The 25,594-nt window shown below is 44.7% G+C and carries 16 protein-coding genes and 1 riboswitch; of the genes, 6 read left to right on the top strand and 10 right to left on the bottom strand.

Annotated elements, in window-relative coordinates:
* Positions 1-122 precede the first annotated feature (122 nt).
* From fdhF to cmoM, 5 genes are all read right to left on the bottom strand, one after another.
* Positions 123-4,352, bottom strand: a complete 4,230-nt coding sequence (fdhF, locus tag AB6D58_RS02915; RefSeq protein ID WP_372156485.1) for a formate dehydrogenase subunit alpha — start codon at positions 4,350-4,352, stop codon at positions 123-125.
* A gap of 395 nt (positions 4,353-4,747) precedes the next feature.
* Complete coding sequence (mukB, locus tag AB6D58_RS02910) at positions 4,748-9,208, bottom strand: chromosome partition protein MukB (RefSeq protein WP_372156484.1); 4,461 nt, start codon at positions 9,206-9,208, stop codon at positions 4,748-4,750.
* Entirely contained in the window at positions 9,205-10,005 is an 801-nt protein-coding gene (gene mukE, locus AB6D58_RS02905; protein WP_372156482.1) for a chromosome partition protein MukE, read from the bottom strand. The genes mukB and mukE overlap by 4 nt, the downstream gene beginning before the upstream one ends.
* A complete protein-coding gene (gene mukF / locus AB6D58_RS02900) occupies positions 9,986-11,323 on the bottom strand; it encodes a chromosome partition protein MukF (RefSeq protein ID WP_372156480.1) in 1,338 nt (445 codons plus the stop codon). Before mukF ends, mukE begins: the two co-directional genes overlap by 20 nt.
* A 125-nt stretch (positions 11,324-11,448) precedes the next feature.
* Positions 11,449-12,234 (bottom strand): tRNA uridine 5-oxyacetic acid(34) methyltransferase CmoM, encoded by a 786-nt coding sequence (gene cmoM, locus AB6D58_RS02895; RefSeq protein ID WP_017063509.1) that lies wholly within the window; start codon positions 12,232-12,234, stop codon positions 11,449-11,451.
* Between the two features lie 115 nt (positions 12,235-12,349).
* On the opposite strand from cmoM, the gene elyC reads away from it, so the two are divergent.
* Positions 12,350-13,201 carry an envelope biogenesis factor ElyC gene (gene elyC, locus AB6D58_RS02890; protein ID WP_017062093.1) on the top strand — a complete coding sequence of 284 codons (852 nt, stop codon included), beginning with the start codon at positions 12,350-12,352 and terminating at the stop codon, positions 13,199-13,201.
* Positions 13,202-13,367: 166 nt separating this feature from the next.
* Here the strand turns inward: elyC and torR are convergent, their stop codons facing one another.
* Positions 13,368-14,081 (bottom strand): two-component system response regulator TorR, encoded by a 714-nt coding sequence (gene torR / locus AB6D58_RS02885; protein WP_017067841.1) that lies wholly within the window; start codon positions 14,079-14,081, stop codon positions 13,368-13,370.
* Between the two features lie 285 nt (positions 14,082-14,366).
* Between torR and torD the strand changes: the two genes are divergently transcribed.
* From torD to AB6D58_RS02860, 5 genes are all read left to right on the top strand, one after another.
* Positions 14,367-15,014 carry a molecular chaperone TorD gene (gene torD, locus AB6D58_RS02880; RefSeq protein WP_017062095.1) on the top strand — a complete coding sequence of 216 codons (648 nt, stop codon included), beginning with the start codon at positions 14,367-14,369 and terminating at the stop codon, positions 15,012-15,014.
* Between the two features lie 316 nt (positions 15,015-15,330).
* Entirely contained in the window at positions 15,331-16,335 is a 1,005-nt protein-coding gene (gene purR, locus AB6D58_RS02875; protein ID WP_017062096.1) for an HTH-type transcriptional repressor PurR, read from the top strand.
* Between the two features lie 170 nt (positions 16,336-16,505).
* Positions 16,506-16,591: riboswitch (cyclic di-GMP riboswitch) on the top strand.
* Between the two features lie 127 nt (positions 16,592-16,718).
* Positions 16,719-17,309 carry a TfoX/Sxy family DNA transformation protein gene (locus tag AB6D58_RS02870; RefSeq protein WP_372156478.1) on the top strand — a complete coding sequence of 197 codons (591 nt, stop codon included), beginning with the start codon at positions 16,719-16,721 and terminating at the stop codon, positions 17,307-17,309.
* Positions 17,310-17,443: 134 nt separating this feature from the next.
* Entirely contained in the window at positions 17,444-18,124 is a 681-nt protein-coding gene (locus AB6D58_RS02865) for a TVP38/TMEM64 family protein (RefSeq protein ID WP_017072239.1), read from the top strand.
* Between the two features lie 64 nt (positions 18,125-18,188).
* Positions 18,189-18,506, top strand: coding sequence for a DUF2007 domain-containing protein (locus tag AB6D58_RS02860; protein WP_017062099.1), 318 nt, complete (start codon positions 18,189-18,191; stop codon positions 18,504-18,506).
* Between the two features lie 131 nt (positions 18,507-18,637).
* Here the strand turns inward: AB6D58_RS02860 and AB6D58_RS02855 are convergent, their stop codons facing one another.
* From AB6D58_RS02855 to topA, 4 genes are all read right to left on the bottom strand, one after another.
* A complete protein-coding gene (locus AB6D58_RS02855; RefSeq protein WP_017062100.1) occupies positions 18,638-19,435 on the bottom strand; it encodes an alpha/beta fold hydrolase in 798 nt (265 codons plus the stop codon).
* Between the two features lie 285 nt (positions 19,436-19,720).
* Positions 19,721-21,175 (bottom strand): glycogen synthase GlgA, encoded by a 1,455-nt coding sequence (glgA, locus tag AB6D58_RS02850; protein WP_372156477.1) that lies wholly within the window; start codon positions 21,173-21,175, stop codon positions 19,721-19,723.
* Positions 21,165-22,394, bottom strand: coding sequence for a glucose-1-phosphate adenylyltransferase (gene glgC, locus AB6D58_RS02845; protein ID WP_080582251.1), 1,230 nt, complete (start codon positions 22,392-22,394; stop codon positions 21,165-21,167). The genes glgA and glgC overlap by 11 nt, the downstream gene beginning before the upstream one ends.
* A 523-nt stretch (positions 22,395-22,917) precedes the next feature.
* Positions 22,918-25,548, bottom strand: coding sequence for a type I DNA topoisomerase (gene topA / locus AB6D58_RS02840; protein WP_372156476.1), 2,631 nt, complete (start codon positions 25,546-25,548; stop codon positions 22,918-22,920).
* Between the last annotated feature and the right edge of the window lie 46 nt (positions 25,549-25,594).

Here is a 25,594-nt window from a genome sequence, read left to right as displayed (position 1 = left end):
TCATCTAAATTAAAGCGAAACGACTCAGTTATTGATACTGAATCTAGCTCGATAAAAAGGCCGCATAACTCTGAGAGTTACGCGGCTTTTTAATGCCAGCCGTCTTCACCGAGCTAATATGATTAAGCCTCTGTTACTTCACACTCAGGCTCACGAATAGGATCAATACGCACAGCCGCCACCTTAAATTCAGGGATCTTCGCGTGTGGATCAGTCGCTGTGGTAGTCAAACGGTTAACTGGTGATTCAACAAAATGGAATGGAATAAATACCACACCCTTTTGCATTCGTTTAGTCACAAAGGCCGCGATTTCGATTTCACCACGACGTGTTGAGACCTTAAGCATCTGACCATTCGAGATACCTAGCGCTTCAGCATCATGAACACTCACCATGGCACGCGGCCCTGCTAAGTTATCCAACCCTTTTGTTTTACGTGTCATGGTTCCGGTGTGGAACTGTTCTAGAATACGGCCTGTCGTTAATACTAACGGGTATTCCGCATCCGGTAGCTCAGCAGCGTATCTAAACGGAATCGCCTCCATTTGACCACGCCCACGCGTAAATTGGGTCTGGTGCATGATACGTGTGCCATCAGGGTTGTTCTTATTACTTGGCCATTGCACGCCGTTCACCGTAATGTTCTCCCAACGTAAACCACCATACTGTGGCGTGACACGCGCTATCTCATTGGTGATATCAGCAACCGAGTCATATTCCCAATTGCCGCCCATCGCATTAGCCAACATTTGGATAATCACCCAATCTTCTTTCGCTTCACCTGGAGGCAATACCGCCGGGTTAATACGCTGAACACGACGCTCGGTATTAGTAAAATGACCAGACTTCTCAGCAAACGAGCAAGACGGTAGCACCACATCGGCATATTGAGCGGTTTCGGTTAAGAAAATATCTTGAACCACGAGGAAATCTAACGCTTCAAGACCTTCAATCACATGCGCTTGGTTCGGGTCACTCAGCACTGGGTTCTCGCCCATTACGTACAGACCACGAACATCTCGATGACACGCTCCATCAATAATTTCGGTCAACGTTAAGCCTGTTTCAGCCGGTAGGTCAGAAACACCCCACTCCATCGCGAATTTTTGACGAACCATTGGGTTGTACACTTTCTGATAACCCGGAAGGTTATTTGGCAATGCGCCCATGTCACACGCACCCTGAACATTGGATTGACCACGTAATGGGTTGATACCGCCGCCTTCAATTCCGATATTGCCACACAAGAGCTGTAGGTTAGCGATTGATCGAACGTTATCGTGACCAGTGGTATGTTGCGTAATGCCCATCGAGTAGTACACCGCTGTACGCTCTGCAGTACCAATCAATCGCGCCATTGCGAAGATGTCTTCCGCTTTAACGCCAGTTACCAGCTCCACTTTGTCTAGTGAATAACTTGGTGACATTACCTCTTGAAGCAAGGTATCAAAGCCATCCACACGGTCTTCGATATACTCTTGGTCGTACCAACCGTGTTTGATGATTTGCTGCATCACACCATTGATCAACATTACATCAGTACCCGGTCGGTGCGCTAAATAAAGTTCAGCATGGTCAGCAATATCGATTCGTTTTGGATCGGCAACGATCAATCTCGCTCCACCATGTCTCACAGCTTGCTTGATATGCGAGCCAATAATTGGGTGTGCTGACGTGGTGTCGGAGCCAATAATAAAGATCACATCTGAGTGCTTGATGCTTGGAATATCATTGGTCATCGCCCCGCTACCTAGCGAAGCCTCTAAACCAGTAACAGTAGATGCGTGACAAAGGCGCGCACAGTGATCGACGTTATTGGTACCGAGTTCACGACGTATGAATTTTTGGAAGGCATAGTTATCTTCATTGGTGGTTTTCGCCGACGAGAACCCCGCTAAAGCGTTACTGCCAAAGCCTTGCTTAATCGCAGTAAACTTCTCGGCAATAAGCTTAACTGCCTCATCCCAACTTGCAGGTTGCAACCAGCCATCTTTACGAATTAATGGTGTGGTTAAACGCGCATCGCTGCCCACAAAATCGAAGCCAAATCGTCCCTTAACACACAACATGCCTTCATTAACCGGAGAGTCTCCGCCTTCGATATAGCGAATTTTGTTTTTCTGCTCATCGATATGCATGGTTAACTTACAACCCACACCGCAATAAGTGCAGATGGTATCGACTTTCTTGAGTACGTCTGTGTCTCCCTGCTTTCTGTCGCGAGCATCGACCATTGCACCGGTTGGACACGCCTGAATACACGATCCGCATTGAACGCAGTTTGAGTCGCCCATTAAGGTCTTGTCCGCCCCAAAGTTAGGACGACATTCTGGTCTTGATGCAGGTTTGCCATCCGATTGGTTCATGAAGCTTAGAACGCCATGAACATTCTGTTCTCGACACGCTTGGATACACTGGCCACAACTAATACAGCGGTTAGCGTCAAAGATAATGAACTCAGAACTGTCATCGACCGAAAATTTTTGTCTTGTTAACCCGACCTTCGCTTCTTCAGCACGAATCGCCTGCCAACTCTCATTCGAAGCCACATCGATTTTGTATTCAGGATGGGTTTGCGTTGCTTTGTATTCAGTCGAGTAGTCTCGTAGGTCGCAATCTGTATTAGCTTGGCAGCCACACTCTAGACATCTTGCAGCTTCAGCGATTGCATCGGCATTATCAAACCCTGTTTCTACTTCATCGAAGCTTTGTTCACGCTGTTCGGGCGTTAGCTCAGGCATGATCTTGCGCGCCATGCGTTGTATAGATTTGTATTGCTCAGGATCCACCGCTTTGAGCTGTTTGTGCTTTCTTGAGTTAAACGGTTTAGCCGGAATATTTTCCATATCACCATGGAAGAAGCGATCGATCGCTTGTGCAGCAATACGCCCATCCCCAACCGCTTCGACTGCAGTTGCAGGGCCGCGTCGGAAATCACCAATACTGAAAATATTTCCGGTTCCGGTATGCATGGTTTGTGGATCAGCATCTGCGGTATTCCAACGAGTAAGAGGAATATCAATTGCTTCATTGTCCATAAAACTCAGATCAGGCTTTTGTGACACAGCAGCAATAACCGTATCAAACGCTTCAACAAAGAACTCGCCCGTTGGTTTAGGGCTGCGACGACCTGAAGCATCAGCCGGACCCAAAGCCATACGCTCTAATCGTATTTCTGATACATGACCATTTTCATCGGCTATGTTTGCTGCCGGGTTGGTTAAGAAATGGAACTTCACACCTTCATGCTCAGCTTCTTCGATTTCGTAATCTTCTGCAGGCATCTCATCTCGAGTACGACGATAAATCAGCGTAGTATCCGCGCCATCACGAACTGCGGTTCGAGCGCAGTCAATCGCGGTATTACCGCCACCAATTACTGCGACCTTTTTACCTGTGACATACTGCTGATCGGTCACGTAATCTTTCAGATAATCGACACCCAAATAACAACCGCCGAGTTCACTACCCGGGTAATTCATTTCAACCGCTTGTGATGCGCCAACGGCTAAACAAACCGCATCAAAATCGTTACTTAAATCAGACAGTGTAAAATCAACACCGAGTTTTTTACCGCACTCAACCACCATTCCGTTGCGACACATCAACTCGATTTCTTTATCTAGAATCGACTTAGGTAAGCGATATTCAGGGATACCGTAACGCAGCCAACCACCCGCTTGCGGCATCGACTCATAGACACTGACATCATAGCCTTCGTTAGATAGGTAATAACCCGCCGTAAGCCCACCGGGGCCACTACCGACAATTGCAATACTCTTGCCTTTATTCGGTTTCTTAGCTGGCATGTAGCTCTCTTGAGCCGCTAAATCCGCGTCGGCAGCGTGTCGTTTGAGTTGGCGAATCGCGATGGATTCATCAACCAAGTTACGACGACATTCGGTTTCACAGAAAGCAGGACACACACGACCAATTGAAAGCGGCATTGGTAATGTCTTTTTGATGACCTCAATCGCTTTGATGTGATCATTTTGAGCAATATGGTGCAGGTAAGATTGGATGTCGACCCCAGCAGGACAGGCTGTTTGGCATGGCGCCTCACAGTCAGCGTAGTGATCGGTCATAATGCGATTCAACGCTTCTTGTCGATGATTCGTTAACTGTTTTGACTGAGTGGTAATATTCAACCCATTAGACACTTCAAGCTCACAAGAGCGAGTAACACCAACGCCATCAACTTCAACGACACACAAATCACACGGCACTTTATCCGCTGTTTTGTTCAAACCACATAAAGATGGGATTTCCAAACCACATGTTTTTGCCGCTTCAAGAACGGTTTGTCCTTGCTCGACGATTCGATATTTCCCATCAATCACGATTTGAATCATACCTAAGTCCTACCTTTACCTTTCGCACACGCGAGTTATCAATAATTAAAATTTAAGTAATACAATATTATTAATATTATTAAATCTATGTCATTACCATACATTATTTGTGGTTTTGTGCGTGTGACCTCAAACAAGTTCCATTGATAATAACCATAATGTATAAGTGGTCTTATCAGTGTCGACGAAAGGATTAAGCGGGAGGGGTTCTGCTGTAGAAGTAAGAAGTAAGAAGTAAGAAGTAAGAAGTAAGAAGTAAGAAATTAGATTCAAGGTACAAAAAAGCCCCTAATGATTAGGGGCTTTGAACAAATATCATTGAGTCGCTTTCGAGCTTATAGCTAAGCTATCAAGGTTATTGCTCGGCTATCAAGATTATAATTCGGCTATCAAAGTTATTGCTCAGTTTCTTCGATAAGCTCTTGCACCGGAGATGCTGGTTTGTTTTGAGCAAAACCGCGCAGGCCAACAACATGTACGTGTTCGTGGTCTTTGAAGACCTTACGAACCAGTTTGTAGGTTGTACCTTTCTCTGGGCTAATGTTCTCTGGTGCTGCAATCAGAAGCTGCATACCTAGACGGTCACACAGTTCAAACAGTGTAGAGATAGATTTCGCATCCAGACGTGCTGCTTCATCAAGGAACAACAAGCGACATGGAACGATGTCTTTGCTACGAAGTCGACGAGACTCTTCTTCCCAGCTCTGAACAACCATCAATAGGATAGATTGACCAGTACCGATCGCTTCACCGGTAGAAAGTGCGCCCGATTCAGCTTGTAACCAACCATCAGAACCACGGTTAACTTCAACACTTAGCTCTAGGTAGTTACGGTAATCCAGTAGCTCTTCACCTAGAACTTGTGGAGAACGTTGACCCATATCGATATGTGGGTTAACACGTTGGAACAACTTCGCCATCGCTTCTGAGAAGGTAAAGCGCGTTGATTCAAACAAGTCTTTGTGTTGCTCTTGCTGAGTCGCTAGACCTGATAGCAAGATCTCGTGACTTTCACGAATCTTAACATTCAGACGTACGCCCTTAACCTGACCAAAGTAGATGTTCGACAAACCTTGGTTCAGCATACGAATACGGTTCTGCTCGCGCTGAATCGTTTTCTTGATGATGCTTGCTACCGACTCAGAGCTGATCGCCAAGCGGTTTTCACGCTGCGTCAGTTCTTCTGTTAGTCGGGCTAGCTCAACTTCCATCTCTTCGATTGCTTCTACCGGATCATCCGTATGAATGATGTCTTGGCGAATACGCTCGCGAAGATGTTGGTAAACTGCAATATAGAACAGAACCTTACGCTCTGGATGTGCGTTGTCTTCAGATAGACGCAGCGAATCACGTAGATCTTCATTGTCAGCTACAGCTAGACGTAGCGCACCCAGTGATTTATCCGACATAGAGCGAAGCTCGCCCGCCGTTAGGTAAGCCAGTTCACGCTTGTGCAAACGACGTTCAACATCATTTTCACGAGCTAAGCGAAGTACTGAACACCAGCCTGCTTTTGCTGCAACAACGAAAGTACGAAGTTCTGTGTACTCTTTCTGAACTTTCTTAAGACGCTTAGCTAGGGCTTTCATCTCAAGTTCTGTTGACGTAATCGTACGCTCGTATTCGCTCTTACGGCTGCGAGATGTGTGCAGACGCTCTTGAAGCTCGTCACGACGACGTACAGCACGCTCTTCAGCGCCTTCATCAGCGTTTACGCCAAACTCTTGTAGCTCTTGTTTGAACTCTTGAACCGTTTCTTGCTTCGCTTGATGTGAGCTCTTCAGTGCCGTCAATACTTGGTTGTATTGGTTCATCTGTTCGCGAGCTTGCTTCAAACCATCGCGGCCTTTGGTTCTTGCTTGTTCAGCTTGAACCAGTTTCGCTTTTAATTGCTCGCTCAGTTCACTGCTCTTGTTAAGCAAATCAACAGAATCTGCGTAAGCAAAGTAGTGACGACGCTCAATCAGATCAGACAGTGCGAACACTTTGCCTTTTAGCGTTTGTAGCGCGTTATCAGCTTGACGATATTCGGCTTCCAAAGCTTCGAACTGCTCTGGGTCAGCGTCTAGTGCAGATACGATCTGTTCTAGAGAAGCAAGCGCCTTGCCGTGCGTATTCAAGTAAGACTTAGCTTCACTCAGACGTTCTAGTTGTGCTTCTAATTCAGCTAAGCGCTCAGCCAATGTTTCGTCTTCTAAAATACGAACCATTGGAGCTAATTTATCTAGCGCACCGAGTGCCTGCTTGCTTTGTAGAAGCTGGCTACGTTGCTGCTGCTCTTTAGAGTTAAGCTCAGCCAGAGAACGAACAATTTGATTACGCTTATCACGAATCGCAGCAAGTGCTTGTTCTGGGTCTGCGTTAAACGCAACGTGCAGGTGCTTCGCAACAAAGCTGTTGAATGCTTGATATAGACGATTCAGCTTTTGAGAGTCAAACGCGGCTTTCGCGTGGTTCTCAACAACAACGTCACGCTCTTCGCGCAATTTCTCTAGACGTTGTTCACGAGCCGCACGGCCAAACAGTGGGATCTCAGGGAAACGTGAGTAACGCATTTGGCGATCGTTCAGCTGAACACATACTGCGCCTTCAAGCTCATCGGCATTAAATGAACTGTCATCAAACGCGTCGACATCGCCTTCTAGGATGTAAAGGTCTTCTGGACAATCATCAAGATCCACCAGCTTCTCTTTAATACCATCAAGATCAGAAACCACAATTGCGTGACGAGCTGGGCCGTACATCGCACTGAAGTACGGCGCATCACCAATCGTGATGTCATCGTAGATCTCAGAAAGCAACACGCCACCAAGCGTATCCGCCAGACCTTTCAAACGAGGATCGTTAGAGCCACCTGGCGAAGCTAAACGCTCAATCTCTTGCTCAAGTTCAGCTCGGCGCGTAGCCAACTGATCTTTTGCTGCCGCTTGCGATTTCTCATCTTCAAGCACTTGCTGCATTTGAGTCATCACCGCTTGGCTATCTTCTAGCTCAGCGTCGGTTTGATCTCTCAATGCTTCAAGCGCATCGTTTGCTGTGATCCAAGCAGGAGCAATAGACTCTAGTTTTTGAATCTCTTGGTCGTGGTTTTGTTGTACACGACGCTGTTCACTTTTCGCTTCACGTAACTCTTCTTGAGCGTACTCAAGCGTTTCGATCTGCATTGCATGACGTTCGCGCTCTTCGTCGAAAACCGCTTCGTCAGTCAGTGAAATGTTGTGTTGCTTTTGGTATTCAGTCGCAAGCTCTTTTACTTGACGCTGCTGAGCCACATCACGAGCCATATCACGGTGCTGAGCACGCCACTGCTGTTCATTTTCAACAACGTGTTTTGCGTTACGACCTTTCTCTAACGCTTGTTTAGCGCTGCTAGACGCTTCTTTACGTTCAACGTCATCCACAATACTTTTAACAAGAGCGAGTGCTTTGTCGAACTGTGCAGAAGCAGCAGAAGACATGTCTAGTTTATGCTTCGTCGACAGTAGCGTTTGAGTGCTTGATTCTTCTTGTGCTTTTAGCTCTGAAACCAGAGTTAGTGCGCTTTCTGCCGTAATAGATTCATCACCAAGCAACTGCTTAGTTTTCTCTAATGCTTGAACCGCTTGCTGGTATTGAAGTGCACGCGTTTGCTGAACATCCAACGCTTGTTGGTAGTCAGCAAGCTGAGTTTTCAGGCTATCCACTTCTTCTTCAGTGATGGTTGCCTGCTCTTCAGCAAGAAGTACTCGCTCTTGAGCTTCTTCAACCACCATCATTTGCTCTTCTAGACGCTCGTTAAGCTCTTCTAGATCTTCGCTGTAGCGGGCAATTTTCTCTTGCTGACGAAGTGCAGTTTGAACTAATTGCAGATGATCCGAAGCCGCTTGGTAATCTTGCTCTAGTGCTGATTCTTGATCGACAAGTAACTCTAGTTCTTCTTGAACGCGGTTCAACAAGTTGTTTTGATCAAGCAAGGTTTCACGAGAACCAAACAGCTCACCACGGAACTTCATGGTTTGATCAAGCTTGTTGCGACGATCGTTAGCATGGCGCATGTAATCTGCTGCCACGTAGTTCGTAGATTCAGTGATCAAGTGCTTAAACAAATCACGATCCGACTGAGTCGTTTTGATCGCTTCTAGCGTCATACGGTTTTCGCGTAGTGCTGATTCCATGTCTTGGAACGCTTTCTTCACACCACCATTTTGCGGTAACAGGTAATCACGCAGAGAACGCGTAATCGCACTTGAGATACCACCGTAAAGTGATGCTTCAATTAGGCGGTAGAACTTAGAACGGTCGCTGCTGTTACGTAGTTTCTTCGGTACCACACCGTATTCAAACATTTGCGAGTGGTAATCAACAATCGAAGAGAAGGCCTTAAAATGCGTGCCTTCGTATTGTGCAACCGCCGCTTTCACGTCGTTCAACTGACATACGCGAGCGTGGCTGTCTGAAACGTTCTGAATCAACACATCCGTTGGTTTCACATGACTTGGAAGGCCTTGGATAACGAACGGTTTAATGTCGACTTTCTTATCACGACCCGCGACTTGCTGCAGTTTTACTGCAAACAATAGACGCTGATTACGAGAGTTCACAACATCTAGTGCGGCATAACATGCGCCTGGCTGAAGCTTACCGTAAAGGCCTTTATCACGAGATGACTGTGAGCTACCCGCTTCCGTTGTGTTACGGAAATGCAGAAGGCTTTGGTCAGGGATCAGTGCTGTGATGAATGCCGCCATTGTGGTCGACTTACCCGCACCGTTACCGCCAGAAAGCGTTGTAACCAATCCATCAATATCAAAAGTACGCGCAAAGAAGCCGTTCCAGTTGACCATGGTTAATGATTGATACTTACCTCTTTCAATCATGCTTCACCTTCTACTTTTGTTTGTTCGCCATCGTTTGACTCAAGGTCAAAGCCGGCTTGATCGTTAAAAATGTCTTGTTGACCGTTTTCATCTACGTCTAGTTCTGATGCAGCTTCCGCTTGTTCTTCATTCAACAAGCTACCTTGGTTAGGCTCTTGGGTATGCACCACAGCTTCACCATCACGGATAAGACGTAACTGCGCTTCTTTCATATCATCGCCAACACGAACGTCAGCGCCAAAACGGAATACCGCTTCGCTGATACGGAACTTGCCGGTTTCACCAATCGCAATCAACATACCGATACGGCGTAAGCGACGTAAAGAAGTACGTACTTTTTCGAACAGCTTTTCTTTATCTAGGTCAGAACCAGACGCACGGTTGGTTGCTAGCTTCATGAGTTTTTTCTCATCCGCTAACGACATCAACTCATCAAACAGTTCTTGGTTGGTGAAGATACCTTCATGAGCAAGACGTTCTGGGCTTAGGTATAAGAAACACAACACCTTTCCAACCAACATGTCGAGCTCAGACAACACACTACGACCAATCAGAGACGTAGAACGCGGACGCAGGTAATAGAAACCTTCCGGCGCTTTTACCAGTTCCGTATTGTAGCGTTGATAGAAATGCTGAAGCTCAACTTCAAAATCAGACAGCAACGCGTGGTTATCTAGGTCTTCTGTTGAAACATGCTTACCTGAACGCAGCATGCTATCTAGCACAGGGAACAGTGGGTTCGCTATCGCTTTTACCAGTTTCTCTGGCATGTAATCATCAGTACTTGTTAATGACATTTGCTTGTACCTTTGCACCGAAATCGTTAATTGCCTGCCAATCTGGCTGAATAGCCTGATAGTCAGACTCTGAGTAACCTAAGCGCACGGCTTGGTCGACAACAATTCTGGCTAAATCAAAATGGTGTGTGCGAGGGTGTGCAGCGAGGTAATCGCGTAACACAAGGCCAAGATCAATTGGCGCGCCTTGCTGTTTGTGAGCTTTTAACATCTCTGCAATTCGATCTGAAAGCAGGTCATTTACTTGCTCAAATTCTTCGTACTCTACGTCGATTGGCGCTTGTCCCATCACTTCGTCATCACGAAGCACGAGCGCTTCATCACGAAGATCCGTCAGCTTCTCAGCATCGGCGTAGGTCAATAACCAAGGCGCATCAAAGTAGTCAGTGACTGACTGACGCAAGCGTTGGCTAAAGGCGCGGTTTTTATCCATATCAATCGCGGTACGGATGAACTTGTGAACATGGCGGTCGTAGCCGATCCATAAATCGATGGCTTGTTGGCCCCAACTGGTGATTCGGTCTAGCTTCATCTGCAACCCGAACAGGGTTTCGCCAACGAACTCGAGTTCATCGTCACCGTAAACAATTTCTTGAATATCGAGGATCTGTGTTTGCAGTTCACCCCCCGCCGCTTGCAAGGTGTCTTGCAATTCTTTTAGTGTGGACGAGGTTTCTGAAAGCAAGGTTTCACAGTTGTTAATCGCCTCTCGCCAATCCTTGTTTAAAAGGTCGGCAATTTGCTGTTTAACGGTTTGCTGCTGCTCATCCATAACACGTTGGTTAAGATCAATCTGATCGAAAATTTCACCAACAGAATACTTGAGCACGCCGTAAACATTCTTTCTCCAATGTCCTGGAGTTCCGCCTTTTTGTGCTGCTTCAATGGCTTTTGCCATCTCATCTGCAACCATAGAAAGCTGGATAGACAGTTTCAACTTAGAGAACTGACGGTGGCGTAAATAATAATCTGAAATACCAATCGCCAATGGTGATAAGCGATAAATACTCGCACCATCGGTGATTTCGCTGGTAAAGCGGCTAATCAACTTCTGTTTAACTAACTCGTTGATGGCATTGTTGGCACGAAACGCGGACGCTTCGCCAGTATCTTCAAACAGTCGAGTGACGATGGTAAATGCATCGTGCAGTTCACCCTCGCCCAACTCTTCATCGAACCTTTCATTGCTTAGTACTGCGATAGCAATCAAAAATGCTAAGCGCTCTGGTGGCAAGTTTAATGAAAAATCATGCTGCTTGACCCAGCCCACCAACTCATCAATTGGCTGCTCTTCGGCAGTTTGAGTCATTTCACTCATTGTGGTTCCTGTTACTGTTCTTCGTCATATCGAATGTATTAGATATGACGCCTATTTCTTTATGACGCGGGCTTCTTACGATTGCATAGCGCATGTTGTGGCTTCTTTTACCACATTCACCGCTGTTATTGCGCAGGTTTTTGAGCCCAAACGTGAATATAACGGCCTAGTGACAGATATGGCTCTTGGCGACATAGCTGTTTTTCCAGTTCCAATACATCTTCAAATTGGTAATCGCCCATGTACTCCATATTACCTATGTAGTCACTGAAAGAGCGAATGCCTGATTTACCACAGATTTCTAGACCAGCGTCTTCTATCCATTGATAAACCTCTTCCGGCTTCAAGCCTTTTTGTGGTTGCAGCTTAAACCGTTTTCGATGTGGCATCCCATTCAATACATGAGGAATGTTGCCACAAATCACATTTTTCAGGACTAATCCGTGGTGGTTGTAAAACATTATCGAGGCAACGCCACCCGGTTTAACTTGTTCAAGCAATAAATCAAGCGCCTCTTTAGGATCGGCTAACCATTCCATTACGGCATGAAACATCACAAAATCGACTTTCTCATCTAGATGTTCTGCGACTTTTTGTACTGGTGAATGAATAAATCGATATTGCTCTAGCAAACCCGCTTCGCTGATACTTTCTTCTGCGAGCTTCAGCATTTCAGAAGAGAGATCACACAGAGAAACGTTATGCCCAAGCGACGCAATTTTTTGCGACATCTGTGCAAGGCCGCCTCCAGCATCAAGCACATGCAGCGGAGAAGCTGATTGCTCAAACTTGCTCAAAGCTTGTTCTAAATCTTCCCATACGATGATCTGACGGATCTCTCCTTTGTCAGAGCCGTAAATATTTTTTGCAAATTTGTGGGCAATATCGTCGAAATTACGGTCTTCAGTCACGGCTACTTGAGTTATTATGTCCTATCGTGCCTGCTATTCTGTCACAGGAATTTCAGGAATAAAGAGGCGATGTCTCTTTTTACTACTAAGTGATGTTTTTTCGGACTATTCGGATATGTTTGAGCTGAAAAAAGTAGTGTCTTCGCTATTGATGCCACTGCCAGCAATGTTAATTCTCGCTTTTCTGGGTTTAGCCCTAGTGATGTTTACTACCAAAAGGAAGACTGGTTGCCTAATCACCCTCTCAGCCCTATGTGGTATTTTCCTAATCGCTTTCCAGCCAGTTTCTAGTCAACTTTTAATGCCAATGGAAAGGCAACACACCGCATTTTTACCTGTCGATGAAACCGTCGATTACGTGATGGTTCTTGGAAGTGGTCACGTCGTAGACGACCAAATTCCACCGACATCAGAACTTAGCCGCACCGGCCTGATGCGTTTAAGTGAAGGGATTCGTATTCTACGCCTTTACCCTGGTGCAAAACTCATTTTGTCTGGCTATGGCGCAGGCACTGAAGTCAGTAACGCAAGAATGATGGCTAAAGTTGCATTAGCACTAGGCGTAGCAAAGCCCGACATCATTCTGCTTGAAACCGCAAAAGACACCTGGGAAGAAGCTCGCCAAGCCGCTGCGTTCGTTAAGAATAAAAAAATGGTTCTAGTGACTTCAGCGAGCCATATGACTCGTGCACTCAATGAATTCCATGCAGCTGGTATGAAACCACTGCCTGCACCAACCAACTACCTTGCACAAGAAGGCGTTGTTGAGCCTTGGAATAAGTACATGCCAAAAGCGCTATACCTTGAGCAGACTGAGCGTTACTGGCACGAAACCATGGGATTAGTTTGGCAAGATTTACGTGATTGGCTTGATACAAGCAATGACATTGTTGAAGAGCCGGTGATTCCAGAAGCTTCCAGCTTAGTTGAAGATGACGGTGAAGTTTCTGCGGCTCAGCCTCAATAAGCCCATTGAATCTTTAAACTCATCTTAAGCATACAGAGTCGCCAAGTATTTGTAGATTCTCTGGTCGTTAACAATAAAAGCTAAGTAATAAAAAAGCCGAGACATCAATGATGTCTCGGCTTTTTACGTTTAAATGTCGTTGTTAATTAATCACTCCCGAAGGAAATCAATCACCAGCGAACATGTAACCTTCACCGTGAACCGTCACAAAGATTTGTGGGTTCTTAGGATCGAACTCCATTTTTGCACGCATACGACGAATCAGCACGTCGATAGTACGGTCATTAGGCGCGTCCACTCGGTGGCTAATCATATTCAAAATACGTTCGCGGCTTAATACTTGATTAGGGTAAGAAGACAAAGCCACTAGCAGTTCGTATTCTGCTTTGGTCAGTTTCACTGGTTCGCCGTTCTTGCTTAACGCACGACGAGGGATATCAAATGTCCACTCACCAAAACGAACCACAGACTCATCTGATGTTTCTTCTACAGCGCCCGCTGCTGTTTTACGAGCAGCAGAGATACGCCAAAGTAGGTTTTTAACTCGAACTAATAACTCGCGAAGTTCGAAGGGTTTAGTAACGTAATCGTCAGCGCCCATTTCAAGGCCTACGATCTTGTCGATGCTATCCGTGCGTCCAGTAACTAAAATAATTCCAATGTCTGATTGACTGCGTAATTCGCGAGTTAGCATCAATCCATCTTCGCCTGGTAAGTTGATGTCCAGCATAATGAGGTCAACGTTGTTTTCTTCTAACACGTTTCTCATTTGAGCGCCGCTTTCTGCTTCGCTCACTGTGTAACCCTCGTTCTGGAAGTATCCAACCAGTTTACTGCGGGTTACCACATCATCTTCTACGACTAATACGTGATAGCTCATCTACACCACTTTTCTTATTTAATAGTTTCAGTGACTATTCTATTCATAACTAGTAACAATTCTAGTGGTACAGAAGATAAAAGCCAGAAACATGGATTTTTTTTGATACAAGACAATCTTAAACCTTGCTATTTATCGTCCATCGCAATTCAATATAGGCATTACTACTAACGAGTAACTTTGCGTTTCGCAAATAACCTTGTTATTCAGCCTTGGTGTGCTTATGCCCAAGTGACTTCAAGATGCATATAAGCAACATCACAAGACTAAGTCAGGATCTAACAAATGAAAGATACGAAAGCGTTCAACGAGCAAAGAGCAGAAATATACTGGTGGCTATCAAGCTTATTTGCCAAAGAGCTCACTCAAGAAGAACTCGATCACTACCACTCTGTTGAAATTCGTTCTTTCCTAACTGGTTTAGGCGAAAATGAGACACTAAAGCCAGCGATTGATAAGTTAGTGGATGCGCTGAACCGCCTACAAACTCGTGAAGATGCTCAGCTAGAACTGTCTGCAGACTTTTGCGATCTTTTCTTAAAGACAGATAAGCACGGCGCTCTTCCTTACGCTTCAATGTATATCGGCGAAACTGGCCTTTTGAATGATAAGCCAGCAAAAGATATGGAAGAGATCATGGCTAAGCACAACTTAGTTGTGAACCAAGATCTAAAAGAGCCAGCAGACCACATTGCTATCGAACTCGATTTCCTTGGTAACTTGATCATTCGTTCAAACGAAACGAATATTGAAGAAGAACTAGAGAATTCATTTGCCGCTCAACAGCAGTTTATCGAACAACAACTGCTGACTTGGTTACCAAAGTTCAACGTGAAATGTCATGACGTTGATGAATTCGGTTTCTACGCCTCCGTCTCATCGTTGCTACTCGCATTCTGTCAATTAGACACTCAATATTTAGCTGGTGAATAGCTTATTGGATGACTCGTTAAATAAATTCAGAAGAATGTGACAATTCACCCGGATTTCCGGGTGAATTTTATTGCGAGTAATTTCTAGTCAGTCTAAAATTGTGACCGCAAACGATAAAATATGAAACATTCACGAAATGCTATGCTTATTATAGTTTTGAGCATTTCGGTGTTAAGACAAGCCGCTCAATAGCGGTTTTTTGTTTTTTAGCACTTTTAGTACCCAAAGAGCCCTACAAATTTAAGCTCTTAGTTAGGTAGCTTAACGGCTACTTTATTCCGTACTTTGGGAAAGTAGCTTCTAATAGGATAAAACCATGGCCACTATAAAAGATGTCGCTCGCTTAGCCGGCGTATCAACAACAACCGTTTCTCACGTAATCAATAAAACTCGCTTTGTTGCAGAAGCAACGCAAGAAAAAGTAAACAAAGCCGTAGATGAACTGAACTATGCACCAAGTGCTGTTGCTCGTAGCTTGAAGTGTAATACAACACGCACCATCGGCATGCTAGTGACTCAATCAACTAATCTATTCTTCTCTGAAGTTATCGATGGTGTTGAGAGCTACTGCTACCGTCAAGGTTACACTTTGATCCTGTGTAATACGGGCGGCATCTATGAGAAGCAACGTGACTACATTCGAATGCTTGCAGAGAAACGTGTAGATGGCATCTTAGTTATGTGTTCTGACCTAACTGAAGAACTAAGAGAGATGTTAGACCGTCACGCTGACATCCCTAAAGTTATCATGGACTGGGGCCCTGAGAGCTCTCAGGCTGATAAGATCATCGATAACTCAGAAGAAGGTGGCTACCTAGCGACCAAATACCTTATTGAACGCGGTCACTCTAAGATTGCATGTTTAAGTGGCCACTTAGACAAAGCAGCATGTGTTGAACGTATTGCCGGTTACAAGCGCGCACTGAACGAAGCAAAGATTTCTGCTGATGAAAATATGATCATCGAAGGCAACTTTGAGTGTGATACGGCTGTTCTTGCTGCAGAACAAATCGTTGAGATGGAAGATCGTCCAACGGCGGTATTCTGCTTTAACGACACAATGGCACTCGGCTTAATGAGCCGACTGCAAGAAAAAGGCATCCGCATTCCTGAAGATATCTCAGTGATCGGTTACGACAACATCGAACTCGCTGAATACTTCTCTCCGCCGTTAACGACAGTTCACCAACCAAAACGTCGTGTTGGTAAGAATGCATTCGAAATTCTATTGGAGCGCATCAAAGACAAAGACCACGAAAAACGCGTCTTCGAAATGCACCCTGAAATTGTTGAACGAAGTACAGTTAAGACGTTAAATTAATTGATAATTCGAGTTTAATTTCATCAAGCGCACCTTTAGGTGCGCTTTTTTTATCAGCAACTATAATGAACCCTTATGCACAAATGAAAGATCATTAATTGAAGCAGTATCACATTTTGAAATATCAAGTGTGAGCTTCATTCAACAAAAACTTTATTCTATTCAATCAGTCACGCACAGGGCAAACCACTCGAAAGAGTGAGACGCAAAGCTTCCGGCCTAAACCACTCGTTGGTATGGTAGCGGGGTTACCGATGGCAAAATGCAGTAACTACTAATAATTTAGTAATTTACGGCTTATTGACAATTTAATTGCAACATTTTGCTAATCTCTCGGACCTGCTTATTTGGTGGCGTAGTTCAAATACACCGAGATAAATAACATGGATAAACCGATACTAAAGGACTCGATGAAGTTATTTGAGTCCCTAGGAAAAATAAAATCACGCTCAATGTTTGGTGGCTTCGGTCTTTTTGCTGATGACACTATGTTTGCTCTGGTTGTAAATGACCAGTTGCACATACGCGCAGACAAAGGCACAACTAAACAATTCGAACAACAAGGGTTTCAACCGTACGTCTACAAAAAACGTGGTTTCCCTGTCGTTACTAAATATTTCGCTTTACCTGAAGGCCTCTGGCAAGACCAAGAGAAAATCTTGCAGCTTGCAACCACGTCTCTAGGTTTTGCTAAAGAAGAAAAAGCTGAGCAGTCTTCTGCTAAGCCGACCCGACTCAAAGATCTGCCTAATCTTCGACTCGCTACCGAGCGTATGTTGAAAAAGGCAGGGATCGATTCTGTAGAACGTTTATATGAATCTGGCTCTGTAAACGCATTTAACGCCATCAAAGAATCGCATGCGTCTTCTGTCAGTATTGAACTACTTTGGGCGCTAGAAGGCGCGATTAATGGTACACATTGGTCTGTTATACCGCAGCAGCGTCGCGAAGAGCTTATCAAGCGCGTCAATTAACATTGTCAGTGCAATCTATATACATAACTAAGCCGCATTTACTGCGGCTTTTTTTATATCTGGTGAAAGTTAATCTATGCTTTGCCTGTCTATCTATACTATCGGTATGCATTGAAAATTTAGAGGAAGTATCAATGAGTAAGAAAATGATATTGGGTATTGTGTTGGTCGTAACCATCGTCTTGTTAGGCATCAATTTCGGCCAGTACTTAACGCTTGAAAATGCTAAGGCCCAACAAGCTGTGTTAAATGACTACATTGACAGCAACTTTATTGCGGCTGCCGCTATCTATTTTGTCGCGTATGTCATGATTACGGCTTTCTCCATTCCTGGTGCCGCTGTTGTAACCTTATTAGGGGCCGCGCTATTTGGCTTCTGGAACAGCTTGCTACTGGTATCTTTCGCAAGTGCGATCGGTGCGACCTTAGCTTTCTTAAGTAGCCGTTACCTGTTGCGTGACTGGATTCAAACCAAGTTTGGTGACAAATTGGCGACGATTAACAAGGGGGTTGAAAAAGACGGCGCATTTTACCTGTTTTCTCTGCGTCTGATTCCTGTATTCCCATTTTTCCTTATCAACCTATTGATGGGTCTAACACCGATGTCAGTGAGTCGTTACTACATTACGAGTCAAATCGGGATGTTACCGGGGACGGCGGTTTTCTTGAATGCTGGTACTCAGCTCGCAGAAATTGATTCACTTTCGGGCATCGTCTCCCCTTCAGTACTATTGTCATTTGCGTTATTGGGTATATTCCCAATAGTGGCTAAATGGTTGATGGGTAAGTTTCGCTCAGCACCCGTAGCTGAATAACGTATATAGCTGAATAATTTATAATAGCTAAATAACACAGATAGCCGAATAAGGTTCTATTTCAATGAAAATCTTCAGTGCATCGAATCCGACAGAAGCTCATATCATCTGTGGATTATTAGAAAGCGAGAATATTGCCTGTGAAGTCCGTGGTGAGGGGTTGTTCGGATTAAAGGGGGAAATCCCATTCACCGAAGAAACTGACCCTTACGTATGGTTATATGAGCCAGAATTGGCCAGTAAAGCTCGCATGCTCGTCAATGACTACCAAAAGCAGCAAGATTCGATCATCTATGAAGAGTGGCGTTGTGGTGAGTGTCATGAAGTCAACGAAGCGCAATTCGGCTCTTGCTGGCAGTGCGGTGCTGCCTCACCTGAATAGCAGGGTTTCAGTGACCTGATAGAACGATTCGGTCAGATACCTCCTCCAATTAAAAACGGGAAGCTAAAGTTAGCTTCCCGTTTTTATTTCAATTCGATTAACTCATCATCTTTGATTTCACGCCTAGAAAATCACTGAATTTGTTTTTGAATAAACGCAATCGAACGCTGATTAAACTCTTCAGGGTTTTCCACGTTACACACGTGTCCACAATTCGGGATTTCTACTAACTCACTCGATTCATGCGCTGCAACCATTTCTTTTACAGGCTTAATAAACATGTAGTCACGTTCACCCATCAAATAAAGAGTCGGTATTGGTAGCTCTCTATCTTTAAAATATTTCATCAAGGGGTTTACATCAGCCGTTAAGATAAACCAGCGTTTAAATTCTTTCTGGCACAGTTTTTTGGCTTCGCGGATAAAAAGGTGACGAGACTCTTTTTGGCTTTTTTGTGGCATCACAACATAAGCAAAAAGGCTGTATAACCACATGTAAGGAATGATGTGCTTGCTGAGGTTACCCAACTTGATTAACACTTGAGAGCGAGTGTTTAGCTTGGTGACAGCGCCACCCAGTACCATTGAACGTACACGGCCAGCCGCCAGTTCGGCAACGTTACGCACAATAATCGTGCCCAAAGACATGCCAACGAAATGTGCAGAACGGATCTTAAGATGGTCTAACACTTTAAGAATATCAAGCGTCACCGATTTGAACGTATAACGATTCGAAATCAGCCCTTTAAGTATATTGTCTGATTTACCGTGCCCTCTCAGATCAATGAGAAGTAAGTTGAAATGCTGTTTATACGCTTTGATCTGCTTGAACCAGATGGAGGAACTGCCTCCTGCGCCATGCACAAATACAACCCACTCATCGCTCGTAGGGTGAGTAAATGTTTTATGAAATAGTAAACTCTCAGACATACCTATCGCTTTAATTATTGGAATGGAGCTATGCCTCATCACGAGGCGATGACTAAGGATACCACGCTATTAAGAACTTTAAGTGATAATAGTGTCAAACCTATCATTAGTCATGTGAATACCTACCTCACCTTTTCTACCTGACTAAAATGAGTTTGCAAGCTTTGTCTTCGTAAACGTGATGTGCTCTGACCAGGAAACCAAAAGGCACTCTACAATTAGAGCGCCTTCATTTAGTACGAGCGGCAGTTGCTCGCCAGCTAACTTTAAAGCTAAGTCAACAAGTTAAAATGCTGAATGATACATAGCTAGGTATTCTTTAGCCGCATCTTCCCAACTAAAATCTTGCTGCATCGCATAAAGCTGAACACGCTTAATTTCAGATGGGTTTTGTGCGTAAAGCAGTAATGAACGATGTAACACAGCCAATAACGCTTGCGGTGTTGGCTCTTCAAAAGCAAACCCAGTCGCGACTTCAGGATCTTCATCGTAATCATTCACGCTGTCTTTTAAACCTCCCACAGAACGAACAATCGGCAAAGTACCGTAAGCCATGCTGTAGATTTGGTTTAAGCCACACGGTTCAAATTCCGAAGGCATCAAGAAGAAATCAGAGCCTGCTTCAACCAAGTGCGCAAGTTCATTATTGTACGCTTCTACGAACGAGAACTTATCTGAGTGAAGCGCTGATAGCTCTTTCAATTGACTCGCCAAAACCGGATCGCCAGTACCGACAATCACGATCTGAAGATCATTTTTCAAAAACTGTTCGATGATAGGCAGTAAGTAATGAACACCTTTTTGATTCGTCAAGCGACAAACCATGCCATAAACCGCGCAATCGGCAACGGGTAAACCTACATCTTGTTGCAGTTTTTGCTTACAAGCTGATTTTCCGCGAGCCATGCTGTGCTTGGTCGCTTTGTATTTACGAGGAAGGAAAGCATCAGTTTCCGGATTCCAAGCCCCATAATCACACCCATTCAAAATGCCGAACAGATCAGCAGATCTGTGTTGGAATTCTGCAGCCATACCGTGGCTACCTAATTCCGTTTTCAACTCTTCTGCATAGGTAGGACTTACTGCGTTCACTTTATCCGCACACATCACTCCAGCTCTTAGCATAGTGACATGAGTGTCACTCACTGAAGCTTCAGGCGCATGGTAACGGTGCATCTCTGGCAGGAATTGAAGTTCATCGTAGGCGAACACACCTTTGAAAACCGCATTGTGAATCGAAATAACACTGCGCGTATTTTCAAAGAAATCGTGTTGTTGATAACGCGATTTAAGCAAGAAAGGAACGAAACCAGTATGCCAGTCATTTGCATGAATGATATCCGGTTGGAAACCAAGCTTAGGAAGCATATCAAGACAGGCTGCACTAAAGAACGAGAAGCGCTCTCCGTTATCAGCATAAGCTTGATTGTTTTCTGCGTACATTTCCGGGCGGTCGAAATACTTGGCACATTCAATACTAAAAACTGGAACGCCTTCTACGCTCAGTTTTTTAACTTGATAAGCCGTATGAGGCCAATGATCGAGTTCAGTCGATAAAATAACTTCTGCTGAATCAATGTTTGGAATGTTTCTATATGCGGGGATAGTCACTCGAACGTCCTGTTCGAGTGTTTGCAACGCTTTCGGCAGTGCCTTGGCTACATCAGCCAAGCCACCACTTTTAATCAAGCCTTCAACTTCAGACGCTACAAAAAGTACCGAGAGAGTCTTAGTAACCAACTCGTGCTCCTTTAGAAATCACTACGACACCATCGTCAGATACGTGGTAATGCTTTTTGTCTTCTGTCAGATTTACACCAATCTGTGTACCCGGTGCGATATCTGCGTCTTTATCAATGATAACGCGGCGCAAGATACAACCCTCACCCACTTTTACATCACCGAGTAAGATGCTTTCGCTGATATCACACGCTGATGCGATATTGCTGCGGAAGCCCAATACACTCTTTTCAATACGCGAACCACGTACATAACTACCGCTACACACAAGGCTATCAATGATCTGAATTCGACCATTTGCCGAATCAGTAAACGTAGCTGGTGGTAGTGGCGGGTAATAAGTGTGTAGAGGCCATTTACGGTTGTATAGCGAGAATGGCGCATCTTTCTTAAGAAGGTCCATGTGCGCTTGCCAGTACGCGTCAATCGTACCTACATCGCGCCAGTAAACTTCTTCTTTCTCACCAGTAATACGGTTGGTGCTGAAATCATAAACAAACACGTCACCACGTGGGAACATGTTTGGAATAATGTCTTTGCCGAAATCGTGTGTCGAACCTTCTCTATCAGCATCTTCCGTTAGTTCAGCAAAAAGCTCTTTCGCTTCGAACACGTAGTTGCCCATTGAAACGAGCGCTGATTCTGGATCGCCCGGGATCGACTTCGGATTTGCAGGTTTCTCTTCAAAGCCAATCATACGGCCGTCAGCATCAACCTCAATAACACCGAATTCTGATGCTTCAGCAAGCGGCATGCGCAATGCTGATACTGTTAGAGCCGCTTTCTTCTCTTTATGGAAATCAAGCATCTGTTTGATGTCCATCTTATAAATATGGTCTGAACCAAAAATACATACTTGATCAGGTTCTTCCAACTCCATAAAGCCCATGTTTTGGTAGATAGCATCTGCTGTGCCTTCATACCAACGCTTTCCTTTACGCATTTGCGCAGGAATTGGGTCGATAAAACGGTCTGTTATACCACTGATATTCCAGCCTTTTTTCATATGGTGGAACAGTGACTGTGACTTAAATTGTGTTAATACGTAGATCTTCATTAGATCAGCATTAACGAAGTTGTTCAAAGCGAAATCAATTAAGCGGTAACTACCACCGAAAGGAACCGAGGGTTTGCTGCGAGATTCAGTTAAAGGTCTTAAGCGAGAGCCTTCACCACCAGCAAGAATCATTCCCAATACACCAGCCATTTTATTCTCCATATATCTATAGCTTGTCGATGTTAGTACTCGTAGAGGTATCTTCCTCTGGGGGATGAGCACCAACACTTATTTCGGTATTTAGCGAATATCCATTCACATACAGTGACAATATCCTAAGCCAAACGTTGTTATGTGTGCACTATTCTTTGCACTTGGTTTTATATACGTTATCGACTTTTCGGCCGAATTCAATTTTTAATACGCCATTCTGTGGTACGTAAGCTGATTGCTTTCCTAAGACTTAAAGCAGCTCACACTACACCGTCCAGACGAAACATTACATTAACACCCGACACACATCAGGTATACAACTAAACGCTGATCTGTGAGTTACAATATTTTAATTAAGTTACATTTTCGTTAAAGTTGCATAAGAAGATATGATTAATTGCCACCATTAATTTCGCGGTGTGAATTTAATAAATCCCCACCGACGAAACACCAGGTCAACAAGTTGCATATTTAGTCATATTGAGATCAAAAAAAGCAGCCATTAGGCTGCTTTTTCATCAATAACGTTCAGTTATTTCTCTTTAGGCTTTTTACGCTTATCCGTAACTACCCACTTACCGTCGATGTACAACGCAGTCCAACCGGACGGTTTTCCATCTACTTCAGTACGCACGTAGTTTTCTTTGGTCTTACGACTAAAACGAACCACTGTCGGCTTACCATCAGGGTCAGCAACTGGCGCTGATGCTAGGTATTGGAACTTAGGTGAGATACGGTCTTTAAAACGAACCAGCTCTTCCACTAATGGTGCACGTGTTTCACGTGATTTAGGGAAGTTGCTCGCAGCCATAAATAGACCAGAAGCACCATCACGAAGAACAAAGTACGCGTCTGAATTTTCACACGGAAGTTCAGGGAAATGCACCGGGTCTTCTTTTGGTGGCGCAACTTCGCCATTTTTCAGAATCTTACGAGTGTTCTTACAATCTTCACTCGTACAGTCCATGTATTTACCAAAACGACCGTTCTTCAGAACCATGTCAGAACCACACTTGTCACACTCAACAAGTGGACCATCGTAGCCTTTCACTTTAAATTCGCCGTGCTCAACCACATAACCTTCACAGTTCGGGTTGTTACCACATACGTGCATCTTACGCTTATCATCGATTAGATAGGCATCCATTGCCGTTTCACAAATAGGACAACGCTTTTTAGCTCGAAGTGCTGCTGTTTCAACGTCTTCTTCAAGCACGTTGATAATGCCTTCTTCATCACCAAGGTTGATTGTTGTCTTACAACGCTCTTTTGGTGGAAGTGCATAGCCAGAACAACCAAGGAATACGCCTGTCGAAGCAGTACGAATACCCATTTTACGGCTACAAGTCGGACACTCAATATCGGTTTCCACGATATGATTTGGCTTCATGCCACCAGCGTCTTCGTCTAAGTCTGCTTTTTCCAAATCGCCAGTAAAGTCTTCGAAGAAGTTATCTAGCACGCCTTTCCAGCTTGCTTCGCCTTCTGCGATTTGGTCCAACTTCTGCTCCATACGAGCAGTGAAGTCGTAGTTCATTAGGTCATTGAAGCTGCCATCTAGACGGTCAGTAACAATTTCACCCATCTTCTCAGCATAGAAACGACGCTGTTCAACTTTTACATAACCGCGATCTTGAATCGTTGAGATGATTGATGCGTATGTTGAAGGACGACCAATACCACGCTTCTCAAGCTCTTTAACTAGCGCCGCTTCAGTGAAACGAGCCGGTGGCTTAGTGAAGTGCTGTTTAGGGTCTAGCGCAATCAGATCAAGCTTATCGCCGATCTGTACTGCTGGAAGGATCGTATCTTCGTTCTTGCCCATTGGACGCTGAACACGAGTCCAACCATCAAATTTAAGGATACGACCTTTCGCTTTCAACGTGTACTCATCTGCTTTAACGCTTACTGTCGTTGAATCGTATTGAGCTGGCGTCATTTGACACGCTACGAATTGATTCCAAATTAGCGAGTAAAGCTTGTGTGCGTCTGCGTCTACGCCGTTTAGATCTTCCGACTTAACATCTACACTTGAAGGACGAATCGCTTCGTGGGCCTCTTGAGCGCCCTCTTTGCTGCCGTATGCAAGAGCTTTAGGTGGAAGGTATTGCGCGCCGTACTCAGAACCAATGTATTCACGAGCGGCTTCTACAGCTTCTGAACTCAAGTTGGTTGAATCAGTACGCATATAAGTGATGTAACCCGCTTCATACAGGCGTTGAGCCAGCATCATGGTTTTCTTTACGCCATAACCAAGACGCGTACTCGCCGCTTGTTGCAGCGTCGACGTGATGTAAGGTGCAGACGGCTTACTCTTTGTTGGGCGGTCTTCACGTTTACATACTTCGTATTGCGCTTTTTCTAAAACGCTAACAGCAGCTTGTGTTTGCGCTTCATTTTCAGGTTTAAACGCAACACCGCCTTTCTGTGCAACTTGCAGTCTAAAGTCGGTTTTCTCTGCTGTTTTAGTATCAGCATGCACATCCCAGAACTCTTCAGGGATAAAGGCGTTGATCTCGCGCTCACGCTCTACCAGTAGTTTTACCGCTACTGATTGAACACGGCCAGCGGACAGGCCTCGTGCTACTTTTTTCCAAAGCAGAGGTGACACCATAAAGCCAACAACACGGTCCATAAAACGTCGTGCTTGTTGTGCGTTTACGCCATCAATATTTAGCTCACCTGGCGTTTCGAAAGCTTGTTGAATAGCATTCTTGGTGATTTCGTTAAAAACCACTCGCTTGTATCGCGTTTCATCGCCGCCGATGATCTCACGAAGGTGCCATGCGATAGCTTCTCCTTCGCGGTCCAAATCGGTTGCGAGATAAACATGGTCTGCGTTCTCAGCCAGTTTTTGCAATTCAGCGACGACTTTCTCTTTACCAGGTAGGATTTGGTAGTTCGCTTCCCACTCTTTATACGGGTTGATACCCATCTTTTTGATAAGAGCTTTGCGATCTTTTTCTTTCTTGATACGAGCTTTGTCTTCTGGGCTCATACCCTTGGTTGAAACTGCAGCAGCCTTTTGACCAGTACTTTGACCTGCCGTTGGTAAATCACGTACGTGACCTACACTCGACTTAACGACAAAGTCTTTGCCAAGATATTTATTGATAGTTTTAGCCTTGGCTGGCGACTCCACTATAACGAGCGATTTACCCATATTGACTCTAACGTCCTTAATCACGATGCTTCAGCACCAACAATTT

It is taken from the genome of Vibrio sp. 10N.239.312.D08 (genome assembly GCF_041466145.1).
GTDB lineage: Bacteria > Pseudomonadota > Gammaproteobacteria > Enterobacterales > Vibrionaceae > Vibrio > Vibrio crassostreae_C.
The sequence above is the reverse complement of the archived record's forward strand: the minus strand, read 5'-3'. Positions and strand labels throughout refer to the sequence as shown.